Source organism: Chloroflexota bacterium (assembly GCA_014360825.1).
In the GTDB taxonomy this organism is placed as follows: Bacteria; Chloroflexota; Anaerolineae; order UBA2200; family JACIWT01; genus JACIWT01.
In genome coordinates this window covers 1-14,678 of sequence record JACIWT010000026.1, presented here as the reverse complement: position 1 = coordinate 14,678, position 14,678 = coordinate 1, and the positions used below count along the sequence as shown (strand labels likewise).

Genomic DNA, 14,678 nt, shown 5'->3' with positions numbered 1-14,678 from the left:
TGCGATCAGGCTGATGGGATATTTTTGTACACCAGCCTCCCTTCGACCTTGCTGTTCAGATTCTGGTGTCCCCGCAGGTATTCCTCGAGCACATCACAGACCGACGTCGTGACAACACGCGGGGGCTCAAGAGCGGCCAGTTCTTCATTTGTCAGACTGATCTTCTTAGCGGAATTCTTGTAATGATAATCCTGCAGGCAGATGGTATAGCGTCTGTCGTCTTGCACCGGTTGGCCTTGGACGGTCAGCGACTCCAGCCTCCTATTCCTTTCATCGTAAACTGCACGGACGCCTCTATTGATCTGATAGCAATCTCCCTCACCCGTCCTATTTTCGGCCCGCATAACGTAGGCGAAGATCCTCTTCAACTGCGCGCCAGTGACGACGCACTTGAAAAGCGGGCCATCATACGGGAAGACAGCCTTCAGGTTGCCCAAGGTAACCAGTGGGCCCAACTCGGGTGCCCGGATAGAGCCACTGCCGATCAACGCTACGTCCACCTGGGCTCGCTCGGCAAAGATGTCCGCGAATAGGTTCCCCAGCGCTGTTTCTTCCTCCCGCCGCGGGTGCGTTAGTTTCTGCGCGAACTTGCAGATGATCGTGTTATATTTCCTGTCCACGACTTCTTTGAATGAGTCAATATAACGCTGCAGTTCGGCGTCCGGTTCGGCAAGGCGGTTGTCTACTGGGATGAGTTGCCATTTGTACTCTACGATACTGTTGGTATCATCGTCCACCACGATGTCGAACCGCCCGATTTGGTCTGTGCCGACACCCGCCTGCGCAATCAGAACGTTGTTGACCATCACTGGTTGCTCGAGAATGGTATGGGAGTGGCCGCCGATAATCATATCCACACCCCACTCCGGTTTCAGCAGCGCTGCCAGTTCTTTGTCCGAGTCGAAGCCGATGTGGGTGAGAAGGATGGTCAGGTCAATGTCCTCATCTTTGTAAGCATTGCATATTTTCCCCACCTCGGCGCTTGCTTCCTCTAACGAAATGAAACTGGCAATTTCTCCATCCATCTGCAATGCGTCCAAGACGGATTCGGTGATGACGCCAATGAACAGGATGTCAAAACCTGCCTTGTTTATGATGAGGTATGGGCGCATCAGCCTCTTCTGGTACTTGCGGATATACAGGTTGGCGTTAACAATGGGGAAATTAGCCATCTTCTCGAGGAAGAGCAGGTGGGGAAGCCCGTAATCAAACTCGTGGTTCCCCAGTGTAACGACATCCGGCGCCAGGTAGTTCATGATCTCGATGGTGGAGATTCCTTTGTATTCAGAGTCAATCAGCGACCCCCGTACCATGTCGCCCGAGATGATGTACAGGACATTTTCTTCTTCCCTTCGCACCTTGTTGATATAGCCGGAGAGTATGGACAGTCCACCGACAAGGCGGCCTTCAGCCCCTTTGAGTTCTGCGAAGAAATCCCCGTGCATGTCATTTGAGTGCAAGATGGTGAATTTCTTGGTTTTCATGTGAGCGTTCCTTTCCATAAATGCGATTTGTGTCGCCAAACGAGTTCTGATTGACCGAACCTTTACGTTTTACGCCGGCACATTCATTTGCACAATCCAAATGTCTGCACATTACAACTCACAACGATGCGGCTTTTTCCTGCGGCGTTGCTACCGCCAAATTAGTTTATTGGGCCGCCTTACCGTCGTGAGAGCAGCGCATCATACTCCGCGTGCGAGCCAATCCAAAACCAAATGATCTCATCTCCCTCAAGAATTCCAAGGGCACGATAGTTAAGGCTAATTCGCACGGAGTAAATTGGCCTTGTGGGGTGGACTCGCTTGAAGCGCAAACTCGGATGATATGGATCCTTGATGAAGCGTTTGTAGGCCTCTCTGGCTCGACGCTGAATGCGTGGCGGCAATTGCTGAAAGGCTTTGCGGAAATGCTCGGTTGTGCGGGATTTCATAGTTTGTCTGGATCAAGCACCTGCGTCCGCCCTTCCCGATGCTCGGCAAGTGCTTCTTCAGCCAGTGCGGCTAGCATATCTTCCGAGCCTGCAAATAGCTCATCCCAGCGGTGTTCCGAGGCAAGTTCTTCCAGAATCCAGGCTGCAAAAGTATCCTGCTCTTGGGCGGGGAGTTTAGAAATTTCGGAAAACACCTTTTCAAGGAGTTTTGTGGTCATCGCCTTTTCCTTCACCTCAATTCAATTGTGTATCCTCGCTGGAGTTGCACTTATTTGCGTCTTGTCAAGTGGTATAAATTATAGTGCGAATCAGCCCACAGATCAAATCCAGGGCTGCTAAATATGTCAATACCCCCGGAAATTCCCCGATCAGATACGCCAAGCCATTCGACATAAGGGATGCACGGCCGTGTGTCGCCACATTCGCACTGAGGCTTCCTTACCCACTTGGCCGTAATTCTTGTATCATGAGGAGCCAATCCCAACCAGCGCCGTTTTGCGCGCCCACCACAGTCGAGTAGAATATCAACAACTCTTCGCTAAAGGAGAACGCGTGGTGGCTGTCAAGGATATCCTCATCATTGGTGCGGGGCCAGGTGGCTATGTGGCTGCCTTACGTGCAGCACAACTTGGCGCCAGCGTCACCTTGGTGGAGAAAGAAGCCCTGGGCGGGGTATGTCTCAACTGGGGTTGCATCCCCACCAAAACTCTTCTCCGCAGCGCCGAGGTCTATACCCTGGCCCGTGATACTGCGAAGTATGGCGTCCGGGTCAATGGCGATGTGACACCCGACTGGCCAGTCATGCAGAAACGCAAGGCCGACGTGGTCAAGCGACTCTCAGGAGGCGTGGGAGTCTTACTCGACAAAGCCGGCGTCGAGATAGTGAAAGGCACGGCGAAGTTCATATCACCTACAACCGTGGAGGTGGATGGCCAGCGTATCGAGGGCCGGAACATTATCATCGCTACCGGCTCTCGCTCCGCCCAACCTCCTATCCCCGGGGCCGATGGTCCGCGGGTCATAGATAGCACTGCTGCCTTGGCCCTGGAGTCACTGCCTGCCAGCCTGGCCATCATCGGCGCAGGGGCCATCGGCGTGGAGTTCGCCACCCTTTTCGCGCAACTCGGCGTCAAAGTAACAGTGGTAGAGATGCTGCCCGCTGTTCTGCCCACGCTGGACGAAGAACTGGGGGCCGAGATCGCTCGCCAGTTAAAGCGGCTCAAAGTGGAGACGTACGTCGGGGCACAGGTCTCCAGCATCGAGCACGGGGATCGGACGGCGCGATTGATCTTCTCCCAGGGAGGGACGCAGAAGACGGTAGAAGGGGACCTGGTGCTCATGGCTGTGGGACGGCGGCCCAACGTCGAGGTGCTAGACCTGGCAGCGGCAGGAGTGAAGGCCGAGAAATCCGGGATCGTGGTGGATGAGCATCTGCGGACTAACGTGCCGCACATCTACGCCGTCGGCGATGTAACGGGCAAGATGCTCCTGGCCCACGTGGCAATGCATCAGGGCATGGTGGCCGCGGAGAATGCCCTCGGAAACGAACGCACCATCTGCTATGAAAGTGTCCCTTCTTGCGTTTTCTCTTCGCCTGAAGTGGCCACGGTTGGATTGAGCGAGAAGCAGGCGGTGGAACAGGGCTATAAAGTGCGTGTCGGGCGGTTCCCCTTCCGCGCCAACGGCAAGGCACTGGCCAGTGGAGAATACGATGGGTTTGTAAAGGTGGTGGCCGATGAGCAGTACGGTCAGGTGCTGGGTGTGCACATCGTTGGCCCACATGCCAGCGATCTGATCCACGAGGCGGCATTGGCTATCGCTATGGAGGCTACACTGGATGAGATCGAGAGCACCGTGCACGCTCATCCCACACTGAGCGAGGCCTTGGCCGAGGCGGCATCGGGTGCCGCAGGTCGGGCCATCCATCTACCGAAAATGTGAGAACGGAGGCGAGCGATGACCAAGGCGGAATTGATTGCGGCGATGAACGAGAACTCCGCGGCATTGTTGAAGGTCGTGGAGGGACTAGAGGAAAGTGAGCGACGAATGCCCGGCGCAGTCGGGCAGTGGTCGGTACACGATGTAGTGGGCCACATTGGCTACTGGGATGGTGAGGCGCTCAAGGCCTTCCCCAACTTCTTCGAGACTGGCTGTGAACCCTATTGCTTCGAAATCAAAGAGGGCGAACTGGACCACTGGAACGACCGTGCCGTCCAGGAACGGCGAGCCTGGTCATGGGAGCGGGTGCTGGAGGAGTTCTTCACCGTGCGCGGACGGACGATGGCGCTCCTGGACGAAATCAACGATGAGGACTTAAAGCGCGAAGGGACCTACCCGTGGAGCCAGGTAGGGCCATTGGGTAAACTGATCCTCATCGATTTGGATCACGAACGCGAGCACATCGAGGCGCTCAGAAAGTGGCGGGCGAAGATCAAGCCAGGCGCCTGAGGCGCAGGGGATGAACACTGCGTTCCGCTGTCTGTTGTTGCTGGCGATATTGCCACTGCTTCTACTCGGCACTCCCAGCGCGGCGAAGTTGGCCGATGTTACCCCCATCCCCAGCATTCTTATATACATGCCTATTACCCAGTGCGGCCACATTGGTGGCCCCAGTGACCTGCGCATCGCCGATATCCTCTACGACCAGACTGATGAGATAGTGACCATCGAGAACCGTGGCGGGCCACAGGCGATGGCTGGTTGGAGGCTCCTCAGCGTCGTTGGTTCGCAGACCTACTACTTCCCCGCCGACTGTGTAATCCCAGCCCTTGGCCGCGTGCGAATCCACAGTGGCCCCGACGCCATCGATGTGCCACCGTTGGATCTATTCTGGACAAGGTCGTATATTTGGCGGAACGCTGGCGACGAGGCCATCCTCTATGACGCGGACGGCCAACAGATCTCGCGGTGGAGATATTAGACCTATGGCTTGTACTATCCGCTACTGCAAGGTTGCCACTCTTATCGTTTTACTGCTCTTAGCAGGCTGCACGCCGACTCCCACACCGGTAGCCACGCCTACGTCTCTACCCACTCCGACCCTCACTGCAACGCCGACTCCTACCATTGGCATCAAAGCGCTTCCTCCTGTCATCTTTGTCATGAACGACTGGATCAACGGCGATTGGGGCAACCCCAACTGGCAACGCCAGAACTTCGTCGGCATCCCGCAAGTGGGCGCGCTGGGCGGCTGGACCAGTTTCAGTTGGCGCGACCTGAACCCCGAAAAAGGCGTCTATGATTGGACCAAAACCGACGACTACATATTGTTTGCCCAGTCCATGACTGTAACACTCCCCGATGGCACCGTGATACCCAAACCGGTGGGCCTGATGATCAACACGTGGGATCTGATCGAGAAAGAGGACTCCTACGGCCAGAACTACACCCCGACCTGGGTGGGGGAGGAAATGGGCAGGCCTATCTCGGACTGTCTGGACCCCGATGGCCCTGGCCCATGCAAACCTTTCTGCACCCCACCTTTCGCCGACCCCACCTGGCAATACTGGTTCGACCAATTCGTGCTGGAGATGGGCCGCCACTACGACAAAAACCCCCAGTTCTCCAACCTGGCTTTCGTACTCATCGCTACCGGCGTGGATGGCGAGACGGCGCAGCGCAAGAACTTGGGCGCGTGCAAATATCATCAGTCTGGCAATGAACCTGCCTTCGAGGAGTGGGTGCTGCACCTCATGGAAACTTATAACACTGCCTTCCCTCACACGCCGCATTTTATCCAGCCCACGCTCCACCTCATCCCCCAAGTGGCGGAGAAAGCCGTCTCGCTGCCCAACCCAACCACTGGCGTGAAGGTGAACGGGATGATGGTGGACCACCCTAACGCCGAATCGTATCTGGATGGGGTACTGGTGGGTGGGGTAACAGGCTTCGCCGACCTCTATCATGGACATATTCTGGTGGGTTTCGAGCCCGCAGGCGCCATTGGCACAGCGCAAGATAGCGCCTATTGGTTCTACATGGAAGCCCTCTCTCATCATCCCGACATCCTAGACATCCAGTTGGTCAACATCTTCCAGGGCTACGATGCGGAGCAGGTAACCGGTTTCCCGCTCCTGGATTTCGTGCGCACGCATCTGGGCGTGTCGCCACAGGATACGCCGAGCGTGTGGACGGTGTTGCGGGAGACGACTCTTGGGGACGTGGTATGGATGGGAAGCGATGGGAAAGTGCATCGCGTGGGACCACACCGCGGCGATCTGGCTTTCTGGCTCTACCGACGTGGGGACATCCCCGGTAATCAAGCCGTGGCCTTAACGGGCGAGGAAGGGCGTGCACAAATACCCGCTCCAGCCCGTAATCATCCCTACGCGTGGCATTCGGCACGCCGCACGGACCAGGGTTCCGGCAACCCGTATATGTCCTTTGATGTGGACGATGCGACTGCTTTGGCCTTCGCAGAGCCGGCAGCCAGCGGGGGCGCGGCCATCTACACCGTTACTGTAACTTTCGTGAACCAGGGGACCGACACTCTGGCGCTGGAGTACAAGAACCGCGCCGGGTTAGACGTGGTGCGCACCGTAGTGAAGGGGTCGGACTTGGGCCCGGCGGATAGTTGGGTAGATTACACTTGGACACTGGCCGATGCGTATTTCGGCAACGGCATGCCTGGTGGGGCAGATTTTCGCCTTAACTGCAATGGCGACGGCGACGAAATCGTGCACCGGGTTATCGTGCGGCGGGTTGAGTAAGATACGAGTGCGAATCTGGCAATGAAAGGGCGGAATGCTGCTTAATGGCGTCCATCAGCCGCGACACGCTCTCTTCCACGTGGCGTGGAAACTCGGCTGGCTGTGTCATAAGTTCGGGCCAAAGTTGCAGGATCACTGCTCCCTGATAGCCCATAACTTCTAATGCTCGAGCGTACTCGGCCAACGGTACGGAGCCTGAGCCTAAGGGCAGGTGAGTGACCCCATCACGGCAATCGTGAGCATGCACGTGAACCACCCGCTGCAAGTACTCCACTCGCGGGGTGAATGGCATCAACCCGAGAAGAGCATTGGCAGTGGCGTTCCCCCAATCCCAACATGCGTGGAGGAGCCCGGACTTGACGCGCTCGACGTCATACAGGATCTCGTCATAGGTCTCCCCGGAGCGCGTGATCCCCTTCTGCTGGGCGCACAACTCCAATGAAACCGTCCAGCCAACGCGGCCGAGCACGTGGGCCAACACGCGGCCAACCCAGATGGTGCGCCGGTGGACCACGTTTTTGTTAAGAACGGGGCTGGCATAGCCATGCATGACCACAACTGTTGGGTTGCCACCGCTGTGGATCACTGCCTCTGTCAACGCACTTATGCGCTGACCGTAGGACTTCGCTGTTCTCCGCACCCGCTCGCGCTCGAAATGGTGCGCGGAGGGCAGATGGTAGCAGACCTCAAAGCCGACGTCGCGCAGATGGTTGTAGGCTGTGCTTACCCCGACGGGTGTTGCTTCGACTGGCAGTTTCAGCTCGATATACCTGATCCCCAGATTATGCAAGAAAGCCAATGGTTCAGGGATATCTCGGAATGCTTTTTCCCAAGGGCCCTGAATCCTGCTTTCAAGCCATCCCAAGACCAGGTCGAGGGGCAAACTGAAGCCGATGTACATGGAGCCCCCTAACAGTGTGTGGCGCTGGACGAACTATCCTACCTGGCGTGATGCTCTGAATGTCCGGAATGGTTTCTTATGGCCAAAGTGCAATTATAAAGACGCCAAAGTGTGAAATTAGTTACGATGAGGAAACGTTAATTTTACGTTTATACACTTTCCTGCGCTTCTCCAGCGCGTCTTGCGACGCGCGCTCGATTCCCGGCGTTTAGACACCGCTGCCATTCGCTTTGACGTGATAGCAATCTGGAATTAGAATGCACATAGAGGTGGATTTATGAGACTCAGGGGTAAAGTCGCCATTGTGACAGGGGCGGGCCGAGGCATCGGTGAAGCCATCGCCAGGCTTTTCGCCGCCGAAGGCGCAGCGGTGACATTAGCGGCCCGGACGGAGGCCGATATACGCCGTGTCGCCGATGAGATTCGCGTTGCGGGTGGCCGGGCTTTGCCTTTGCCCACCGATGTGTCCATTGCCGCGCAAGTGCAGCAAATGGTGCAGGCCACCATTGCCGCTTTCCACCGACTGGACATCTTGGTGAACAACGCGGGTACAGGCGTTTTCGCTACTGTGCCCGATACGTCCGAAGAGGATTGGGACCGCACTATCGCCGTCAACCTCAAGGGCACATTTCTATGCTGCAAGTACACGGTGCCGGCGATGATCCACTGCGGTGGGGGCGTGATCATCAGCATTGGTTCGACGCGCGGGATGAGCGGCTATCCAGCTGCCGCTGCCTACGCCGCATCCAAGGCTGGTGTCATCAACTTGACGCGCTGCCTGGCCCTGGATCACGTGAAACAAGGTATCCGTGCAGTCTGCATTTGCCCTGGATCTATCAGCACGGGCAATTTGCAGCGCTTCAATGAGGCCTACGGCGATGAAGCGAAGTACCGTGAATTCCTGGCCTCCTTGGAGCCCGAGGAGCGAGCCTATTACGAAAGCATCGCCGCTGCCCCGGAGCGTCTGCGCTGGGCCCGGGAGGGCCGCAGTCCGATGGGTCGGCGCGGGCTTCCAGAAGAAGTGGCACGGGTAGCCCTTTTCCTGGCTTCGGAAGAGGCCTCCTTCGTCAATGGGGCGGTCATCACTGTAGATGGCGGGACGATGGCCGGAGCGGGATAGTAGCACTATCTACTCTGCTGGGATAAATGGGGAAATGGAAAGAGAAACATCTGGGCAAGAGACTCGTGATCTTCTCATTATCGGTGCGGGGGCGGCGGGGCTCTCCACGGCTATCTACGCGGCGCGACGCCGTGCTCAAGTGGCGGCGTTCACCATGCCTGGAGTAGGGCGGTTGGCTAAGGCTGGCCACATCGAAACTTACTTGGGCTTTCCAGAACCTATCCCCGGACCCGAACTCTTGGCCCGAGGGATACAGCAAGCCCGCAACTTCGGGGCCGAAATTATCGAGAAGGAAATCGTGAACGCGCGCATTCATGCAGACGGTACTTTTATCCTCCACACTGCCGATGGCATCTCTTATCGTGGCCTGGCGTTGGTCATCGCCACGGGCGCGGAGCGCCAGTCCACTGGGGTGCGGGGCGAAGAGGAGTTCTACCGCAAGGGGGTACACGAATGTGTGCTGTGTGACGGCCCCCTCTATGCTGGCGAGGCGGTGGCGTTCATCGGCAGTGGCAATCTGGCCGCCACCGAGGCTCTGGAGATGACTGAATTCACCGAGCGCATCACCGTTTTCACTCATGGCTTGCCGCTAGAAATGTCCCCAGCGCTCCAGGAAAGGTTGCGGGCGCACCAGATTCCCATTCGACACGACAAGATCGTAGCCTTTCGCGGCGATAATTTCCTGACCGGCCTGGAGTTAGACTCTGGCGAGGTGGTACCAGTGACAGCGGCGTTCCTCACGTTAGGCTCAGCCTCCGCGTTGCGCTTTGCAACCGCGCTGGGCTTGGACATGGACCAGGAGATGCGCTATATCGCGGTGGACCGCGACACTAGGACCAATGTGCCCGGGGTGTTCGCTGCAGGGGACGTAACTGGCAAACCCCTCCAGATAGCGACTGCAGTAGGAGATGGCTGTCGGGCTGCTCTGGCAGCGCTGGAGTACATCAAGGAACGCAGAGGGTGATTATCGCACCCACACTTCTGGTAATTCGTCCACTTCCAAACGGTAAAATGCGCCACCGAGCCAATAACCGACTTCCGCGATCTGCCAGTTGCCGGCTATCTCATCCGTCTCGGTGCTCAACGCGATCACAGCAGAGCGGCCGGGTAACACGGAGATCGGGTTAGTTGACTGTGCGTGGAAACTCTCCACACCGTCGGGCTTCCATCCCCAGACCTCGATGCTATCCGGCGCAAAAGGCTCACTTCCATCGTTCTTCAGACGGAAGATAACTGTGATCCGGCCTGGCGAGGAGAAGGCGCGTAGCTCCTCCACTGAAGGCGAGGCCCCAGAAACTACTGTCTGGCCTTGAACCTGGCCCAGAGTAAAGGGATGCCCCTCTTTTATGTAGCCGATCTCCGTCAGCCTCCAGGTTCCAATCGCTGCAGCAACCAGTTCGCTGGTCAGGGTGAATTGCGACGTAGCCCCCGCTTTGATCCATGCCGGACCCCACAGGCGGGCAATAAAGGGCTTACCATCAGGCTGTACGCCTCGGATCTCCAAGTCATCTGCCAATATATCCTGATATCCCGTGTTCTGGACCTTCACGGTGACGGAGAGGTTCTGCCCCATTTTTGCGGTGGGTGGTACATCTAGGCTCACCACTCGGAGTGGCGAGTCCAGCACTTCAAAAGTGCCGCCGGAGGGCAATTCATAGCGTTGTGCGCCGGAGATGCAGGCCACGTGCCCGAGTTGCCAAGTTCCCGCATGACTGGGCCAGAGGGAGACTCTCACGGTTACCTGCGCCGTGCCGTCCAGGCGCCAGGTGCCCCTGGTCTCGCCGCGGATTTCTTGCCCCGCAGGGCCGGTGGCTGTTATCTGCATGGCCTCGAAAGCCAGCGGCGTCCAAGCGGTGTTGCGGATCGTTACAGCGATGACGACTGGCTCGCCAAGTGGTGCGGTCTGTGGTTCCACGATTGGATCACCGCCTAAGGCAGGGGCGCCGGGGCAGGTGTCGTTGGCAACCCAGTTGCCCTCCCTGAGATCGTCCAGCGGGTGACCGAAAAGGTCCGTCATCTGGCTGAGGTCTGGCTGGTCCCACCAGGCATTAAAGCGCTTGACCAAGATCTCCAGGTGCAGGTGTGGTGCCGATGCACCCGAGGAACCAGAGACCCCGATTTGCTCGCCGGCCAGGACCTTGCGGCTGCCAGATTGCGCATCGCGCAGATGAGCGAGACGGATCAGCCAACAATCGCCCACGTATAGGTCCACATAGTTCCCCAGGTTGCTGGCTCTGGCGCTCGTGTCGGTGCGGAAATACGCCGTCCCCGCCGCGGGGGCCAGGACAGGCGTCCCTGTGGCCATTCGAAAATCAATGGCTAAACCACGAACTCGGCCATTTGCCCAGTGGTCATCCCAATCCCAGGTGACCAGGTGCTCCTCGCCGCAGGCCCAGGGCAGAATCCAATTGCGGGGGATGTCATAGTCAGGGCCATCAGCGCGGGCGGCAAGCGGGGCCGCGGATGCCAGCAGCAATGCGAGCAGCAATATTCGCGGTGCGGTGCTTCGAAGGGTCATGGATAACGAGTTCCCAGTTGAATTGGATGGCTAACGATCGGATTTTATCACTGATGACGCGATTTGGCAAGTTTCGTGTCGGGTTGGGTCGGGTTTGAAACCAAGCTGAAGGAGCAGCCACTGTCACCGGGGTGGGATCCGAACAATCGGGATTCCCATCATCGGGATTTAAATAAGCATAACCAACGATTTGGGTTGAGCCTTGGGAAACTCCTCTGATGGTAGTTGAATAAGGCAAAGAAGAATCATCAACCAAAGAAACACAGCTGTCAACCGGATAAACACAAGCAAACCTCTGATCCAAGGACAAAAAGCGAACCCGGTTAACAGTCCCGCTGGTACTGGCTACCTGCGGCCCTTCTCCCCCCTCCTCCAAAGTCAAATCAGCCGGAGATAAAGAAATGGTACAAGAAGGAGCCCCAGTGGGAGTGGGGGTAGGAGTTGGGGTTGGAGTAGCAATCACATTAGGATAATCAGAACAATTTAGTTCGGCACAACCATCTTTAAACGGTCTAATTTCATAAACCCAAGTTCCTGGGCCAAAACCATTGTTATTATTGGTGTCGGTGTAAGAGGTTACATTCTTGCCAACTGTTGTTAAGGCTGGTGGCGTTGGGTTACAACCCGCTCCGGTACAGCGTAAAATCCGATAACCGTCTTCATTAGCCACATTTTGCCAAGAAATCGCCTTATTGTACTTTCCATCCGACCGCAAAACATCATCCAAACTCACCCAACTTGGACAATTCGTTGGTGGAACCGTCGGTGTTGGGGTCGGCGTTGGGCTGGCGGTGGGGGTTGGAGTCGGAGTCGGAGTCGGCGTGATTGTCGTCACCCTCAAAGTAGCACTACATCCTCCCCCGCAATCATAACCAATTCGGCTGTAAGAACTGGCCGGGCAGGCATTGGCCGTGTACCAATCATCATTCCAAGAACAAAAAGCATTGCATTCGGCATTGTAAAGATTAATAATCACCTGATAGTCACCTTGGGTTGCAGGAGCGGTAAAAGTATCGCTGCTAAGAGAATCCCAACCTCCTCCAGGCTTGGAAATATAACGATATGGCCTGGAATTGCCAGGAGATTTGGTGTAAGTCATATTCACGCTGGTGTTAGGCGGAACGGACAAGGGATTTTGGCCGTTTAATTTCAAATTTGAGCAATAGGGCGAACTGCAAATAGTTAAATTTCCCGAACATCTCCAAGAAGAAGTTCTTAACACTCCATCCCAATCGCAGTTAATGTCCCGAACGCAAACCTTATAACTTTTGCCAACGGAAAACTTATCCGCAGGAATAGTGTGAGAATAAACAGGGTTACCCGAGGCCGGGCAATAACGACTAGACTGACTCATAGTAGCCCAGTATTGAGCCTTCCAGGTATTCCATTGGTCACATTTTTCACTAGGATCTTGGTCAGCCAGAATCATACAAATCTGCATCAGACTGTTGACACTCGAACAACACACACTATTACAATCGTTATATCTTGGCATCACCCAAGTAACGGTTTTATTCACCGCATCCAAACAATGTCCCGCACTCCAATAAACCGAATCCGGAGGCTCGGTATGTCTACAACCATCTGACGGCGTTGGCGTCGGCGTCGGCGTCGCGGCCGTCCCGCAGCCCTGCCCGGAAACCAAAACCCCTCCTGAATTGGCACAAAGGTTGCGGTCGGGCCTTCCGCCTTCGCAATAAGTCACTGGATAAACGCCCGGCGAAGTACAGCAAGTCTTCCACCAACTCCCATTCACACAAGCGGTATTCCGGTCAGTGCCATTATATTTGGAGGCATCACAAATCCCCGGCACCACGTGGCCATTAGCCGCATACCCTGTATTCCCTCCACCCGTCGCCCCCTCACACCGGTCCGCCGCATCACATTGATGATATGCATATCGATAGTAATAGTTGCAGGTTCCCTCCTCAAGACATGCCTCACATTTATAAGCATAGGTAAACTGCCAAACAGGGGAACAACCTTGGCCGGGCTGACAACAAACATTATTGAGAACCACCCCCTGGTTTCTGCAAATTGACATATCTTTATCTTCACAACCAGAGCCGGGGCAGTAAGGATCCCAAAAGGCAGCAAAAGCCTGAGTTGGCCCAAAAAGAAATCCGCCGAACAAAAGGACAACAAAAACGATTTGGTAAATTTGCTTTTTAGTCACAGTTAAAAACTGTTGCTTGTGATTGGTACAATTTCGTTCCCTTTCTTTACTTTGAATATAAGACTAAAGTTTCCAAAGCCTGAAACCGGTTTACCATTTACTCGGCCAATAACTTCTCCTTTTCTCACCGCAAAAGGCAAGTTTTCTGCTTCGCCTTGAAAAGAGTAAGTTGCCTGATAACCCTCGTTATTGGTTAAGTAAATGTTCCGAAAAGCGGTCCCATCCTGGGCAACCCCTGCTCCAGGTCTTGGTTCGCCGTCAAAAACGGCTAACATTGGCGTTCCTTCTGGTAAAACAAATCCTACTCCAACAACTTTCCCTTCATAGAAAACATTCTCTCCTCCTTTGCAATATTCTTCGGGCACAGGACAACCAATGTAGGTCTCCTCTTTCTTTGGGAGATCTGGAGGAGGTGTAGAAATTTCAGGTCGGGGCTTTTGCCAAAAGGCACCGTAACGAGAGAGAGCAAAATTGAACCCAAGAAGAAATGCTATCAAGGAGAGCAAAATAATCAGAACGGGCTTTGAGGTTTTAGACTCTCGGGCAATCTCCATTCTATAATTGATGATAAAGGATTAAAACCACCCTGTCAAGGAACAAGAAATATCAGGTTCCCGTCTCGCCCGAGAATATTCACAACACCAAGGCTTCCGGTTGTCGAAATATCTCTCCAGACCTCCATTGCTACCTGAAACCCTCCGGGGAAAAACCTTACCTTTTCGGCAGTCGATAGACTGAAAAGTTGGGTTCCTTGCCGAATATAGCGATCTTCTCCGTCTGGGAGATTAGAAACTAACGTTTCCATCTGGCTCATATTGAAAAGTAAACGTTTTCCATCGGTGTCTACAATTTTTACCCTTTGAATAACTGTCTTATCAGGGGTTACGGAATGATGAGAAAACCTAACAGTTCCCCCAAATGGAGCTCGAAAAACAACCCCTTGATAAAGGCCCCGCAAGCCAATAAATGTTTTAGTTGGATCAAAGGGAGACTGTTCTTCCTCAATTTCCACTACCATCCCCCTTGGGTCAAAGGGTAAAGGAATTTTGAATTCTCCACCCTGTCTAAACTGTTCCTGAAGTCTCTCAATCACCGCCGGCTTAAGACCAATCCAGCCCCAGCGTTCCTCGCCGTTGACGAAGTATTTTTCCTTGGCATAAATTCCCGCCTCGCTGCCGGCGGGCAGGCCGTAGCGGTTGTCCAGGGTGACATAGGCTTTTCGGCCAGCATCCCATTTCAATCCCCACTCGGAAAGTTCCGGCGCTTCCACACTCGCTGGTGGCCGTTCGGGGGTGGGGGTGGGAACTTGGATGACCACCCC

14 protein-coding genes are annotated in these 14,678 nt (G+C 55.3%); 6 read left to right on the top strand and 8 right to left on the bottom strand.

The genetic code is table 11. From position 1 onward, the window contains the following. Positions 1 to 5: 5 nt before the first annotated feature. Both H5T64_12040 and H5T64_12035 read right to left on the bottom strand, forming a co-directional pair. Positions 6 to 1,484, bottom strand: a complete 1,479-nt coding sequence (locus H5T64_12040) for a bifunctional metallophosphatase/5'-nucleotidase (protein ID MBC7265068.1) — start codon at positions 1,482 to 1,484, stop codon at positions 6 to 8. Positions 1,485 to 1,929: 445 nt separating this feature from the next. After that, positions 1,930 to 2,151: a hypothetical protein gene (locus H5T64_12035; GenBank protein MBC7265067.1), complete on the bottom strand. Its 222-nt coding sequence runs from the start codon at positions 2,149 to 2,151 to the stop codon at positions 1,930 to 1,932. Between the two features lie 337 nt (positions 2,152 to 2,488). Here H5T64_12035 and lpdA point away from each other — a divergent pair, with 337 nt between their 5' ends. Genes lpdA through H5T64_12015 form a run of 4 tightly spaced genes read left to right on the top strand, consistent with a single transcriptional unit; the run spans position 2,489 to position 6,642 of the window. Next, positions 2,489 to 3,874, top strand: a complete 1,386-nt coding sequence (gene lpdA / locus H5T64_12030) for a dihydrolipoyl dehydrogenase (protein ID MBC7265066.1) — start codon at positions 2,489 to 2,491, stop codon at positions 3,872 to 3,874. A gap of 15 nt (positions 3,875 to 3,889) precedes the next feature. Further along, positions 3,890 to 4,381, top strand: a complete 492-nt coding sequence (locus H5T64_12025; protein MBC7265065.1) for a ClbS/DfsB family four-helix bundle protein — start codon at positions 3,890 to 3,892, stop codon at positions 4,379 to 4,381. 10 nt (positions 4,382 to 4,391) lie between these two features. Then, entirely contained in the window at positions 4,392 to 4,853 is a 462-nt protein-coding gene (locus H5T64_12020) for a lamin tail domain-containing protein (GenBank protein MBC7265064.1), read from the top strand. A 4-nt stretch (positions 4,854 to 4,857) separates the two neighbouring features. Further along, positions 4,858 to 6,642, top strand: coding sequence for a hypothetical protein (locus H5T64_12015; GenBank protein MBC7265063.1), 1,785 nt, complete (start codon positions 4,858 to 4,860; stop codon positions 6,640 to 6,642). Here H5T64_12015 and H5T64_12010 read toward each other — a convergent pair. After that, on the bottom strand, positions 6,620 to 7,543 hold the full coding sequence (locus tag H5T64_12010) for a sugar phosphate isomerase/epimerase (protein ID MBC7265062.1): 924 nt from the start codon (positions 7,541 to 7,543) through the stop codon (positions 6,620 to 6,622). The genes H5T64_12015 and H5T64_12010 overlap by 23 nt on opposite strands. 277 nt (positions 7,544 to 7,820) lie before the next feature. On the opposite strand from H5T64_12010, the gene H5T64_12005 reads away from it, so the two are divergent. Next, positions 7,821 to 8,663 (top strand): SDR family oxidoreductase, encoded by an 843-nt coding sequence (locus H5T64_12005; GenBank protein MBC7265061.1) that lies wholly within the window; start codon positions 7,821 to 7,823, stop codon positions 8,661 to 8,663. A gap of 34 nt (positions 8,664 to 8,697) precedes the next feature. Then, positions 8,698 to 9,627 (top strand): FAD-dependent oxidoreductase, encoded by a 930-nt coding sequence (locus H5T64_12000; GenBank protein MBC7265060.1) that lies wholly within the window; start codon positions 8,698 to 8,700, stop codon positions 9,625 to 9,627. On the opposite strand, the gene H5T64_11995 is transcribed toward H5T64_12000, so the two are convergent. From H5T64_11995 to H5T64_11975, 5 genes are all read right to left on the bottom strand, one after another. Continuing rightward, positions 9,628 to 11,181 (bottom strand): M23 family metallopeptidase, encoded by a 1,554-nt coding sequence (locus tag H5T64_11995; GenBank protein ID MBC7265059.1) that lies wholly within the window; start codon positions 11,179 to 11,181, stop codon positions 9,628 to 9,630. Then, positions 11,099 to 12,610, bottom strand: a complete 1,512-nt coding sequence (locus tag H5T64_11990; protein MBC7265058.1) for a hypothetical protein — start codon at positions 12,608 to 12,610, stop codon at positions 11,099 to 11,101. The genes H5T64_11995 and H5T64_11990 overlap by 83 nt, the downstream gene beginning before the upstream one ends. A 323-nt stretch (positions 12,611 to 12,933) precedes the next feature. After that, entirely contained in the window at positions 12,934 to 13,296 is a 363-nt protein-coding gene (locus H5T64_11985; GenBank protein ID MBC7265057.1) for a hypothetical protein, read from the bottom strand. A 63-nt stretch (positions 13,297 to 13,359) separates the two neighbouring features. Further along, positions 13,360 to 13,911: a hypothetical protein gene (locus H5T64_11980; GenBank protein ID MBC7265056.1), complete on the bottom strand. Its 552-nt coding sequence runs from the start codon at positions 13,909 to 13,911 to the stop codon at positions 13,360 to 13,362. Positions 13,912 to 13,946: 35 nt separating this feature from the next. Then, positions 13,947 to 14,678, bottom strand: a 732-nt coding sequence (locus H5T64_11975) for a hypothetical protein (GenBank protein ID MBC7265055.1), incomplete at its 5' end; no start/stop codon positions are given.

Excerpts from the sequence above, each read along its gene's own strand:
- H5T64_12040 (MBC7265068.1), bottom strand. The coding sequence starts at position 1,484 with ATGAAAACCAAGAAATTCACCATCTTGCACTCAAATGACATGCACGGG.
- H5T64_12035 (MBC7265067.1), bottom strand. The coding sequence starts at position 2,151 with ATGACCACAAAACTCCTTGAAAAGGTGTTTTCCGAAATTTCTAAACTC.
- H5T64_12025 (MBC7265065.1), top strand. The coding sequence starts at position 3,890 with ATGACCAAGGCGGAATTGATTGCGGCGATGAACGAGAACTCCGCGGCA.
- H5T64_12020 (MBC7265064.1), top strand. The coding sequence starts at position 4,392 with ATGAACACTGCGTTCCGCTGTCTGTTGTTGCTGGCGATATTGCCACTG.
- H5T64_12015 (MBC7265063.1), top strand. The coding sequence starts at position 4,858 with ATGGCTTGTACTATCCGCTACTGCAAGGTTGCCACTCTTATCGTTTTA.
- H5T64_12010 (MBC7265062.1), bottom strand. The coding sequence starts at position 7,543 with ATGTACATCGGCTTCAGTTTGCCCCTCGACCTGGTCTTGGGATGGCTT.
- H5T64_12005 (MBC7265061.1), top strand. The coding sequence starts at position 7,821 with ATGAGACTCAGGGGTAAAGTCGCCATTGTGACAGGGGCGGGCCGAGGC.
- H5T64_12000 (MBC7265060.1), top strand. The coding sequence starts at position 8,698 with ATGGAAAGAGAAACATCTGGGCAAGAGACTCGTGATCTTCTCATTATC.
- H5T64_11995 (MBC7265059.1), bottom strand. The coding sequence starts at position 11,181 with ATGACCCTTCGAAGCACCGCACCGCGAATATTGCTGCTCGCATTGCTG.
- H5T64_11990 (MBC7265058.1), bottom strand. The coding sequence starts at position 12,610 with ATGATTCTGGCTGACCAAGATCCTAGTGAAAAATGTGACCAATGGAAT.
- H5T64_11980 (MBC7265056.1), bottom strand. The coding sequence starts at position 13,911 with ATGGAGATTGCCCGAGAGTCTAAAACCTCAAAGCCCGTTCTGATTATT.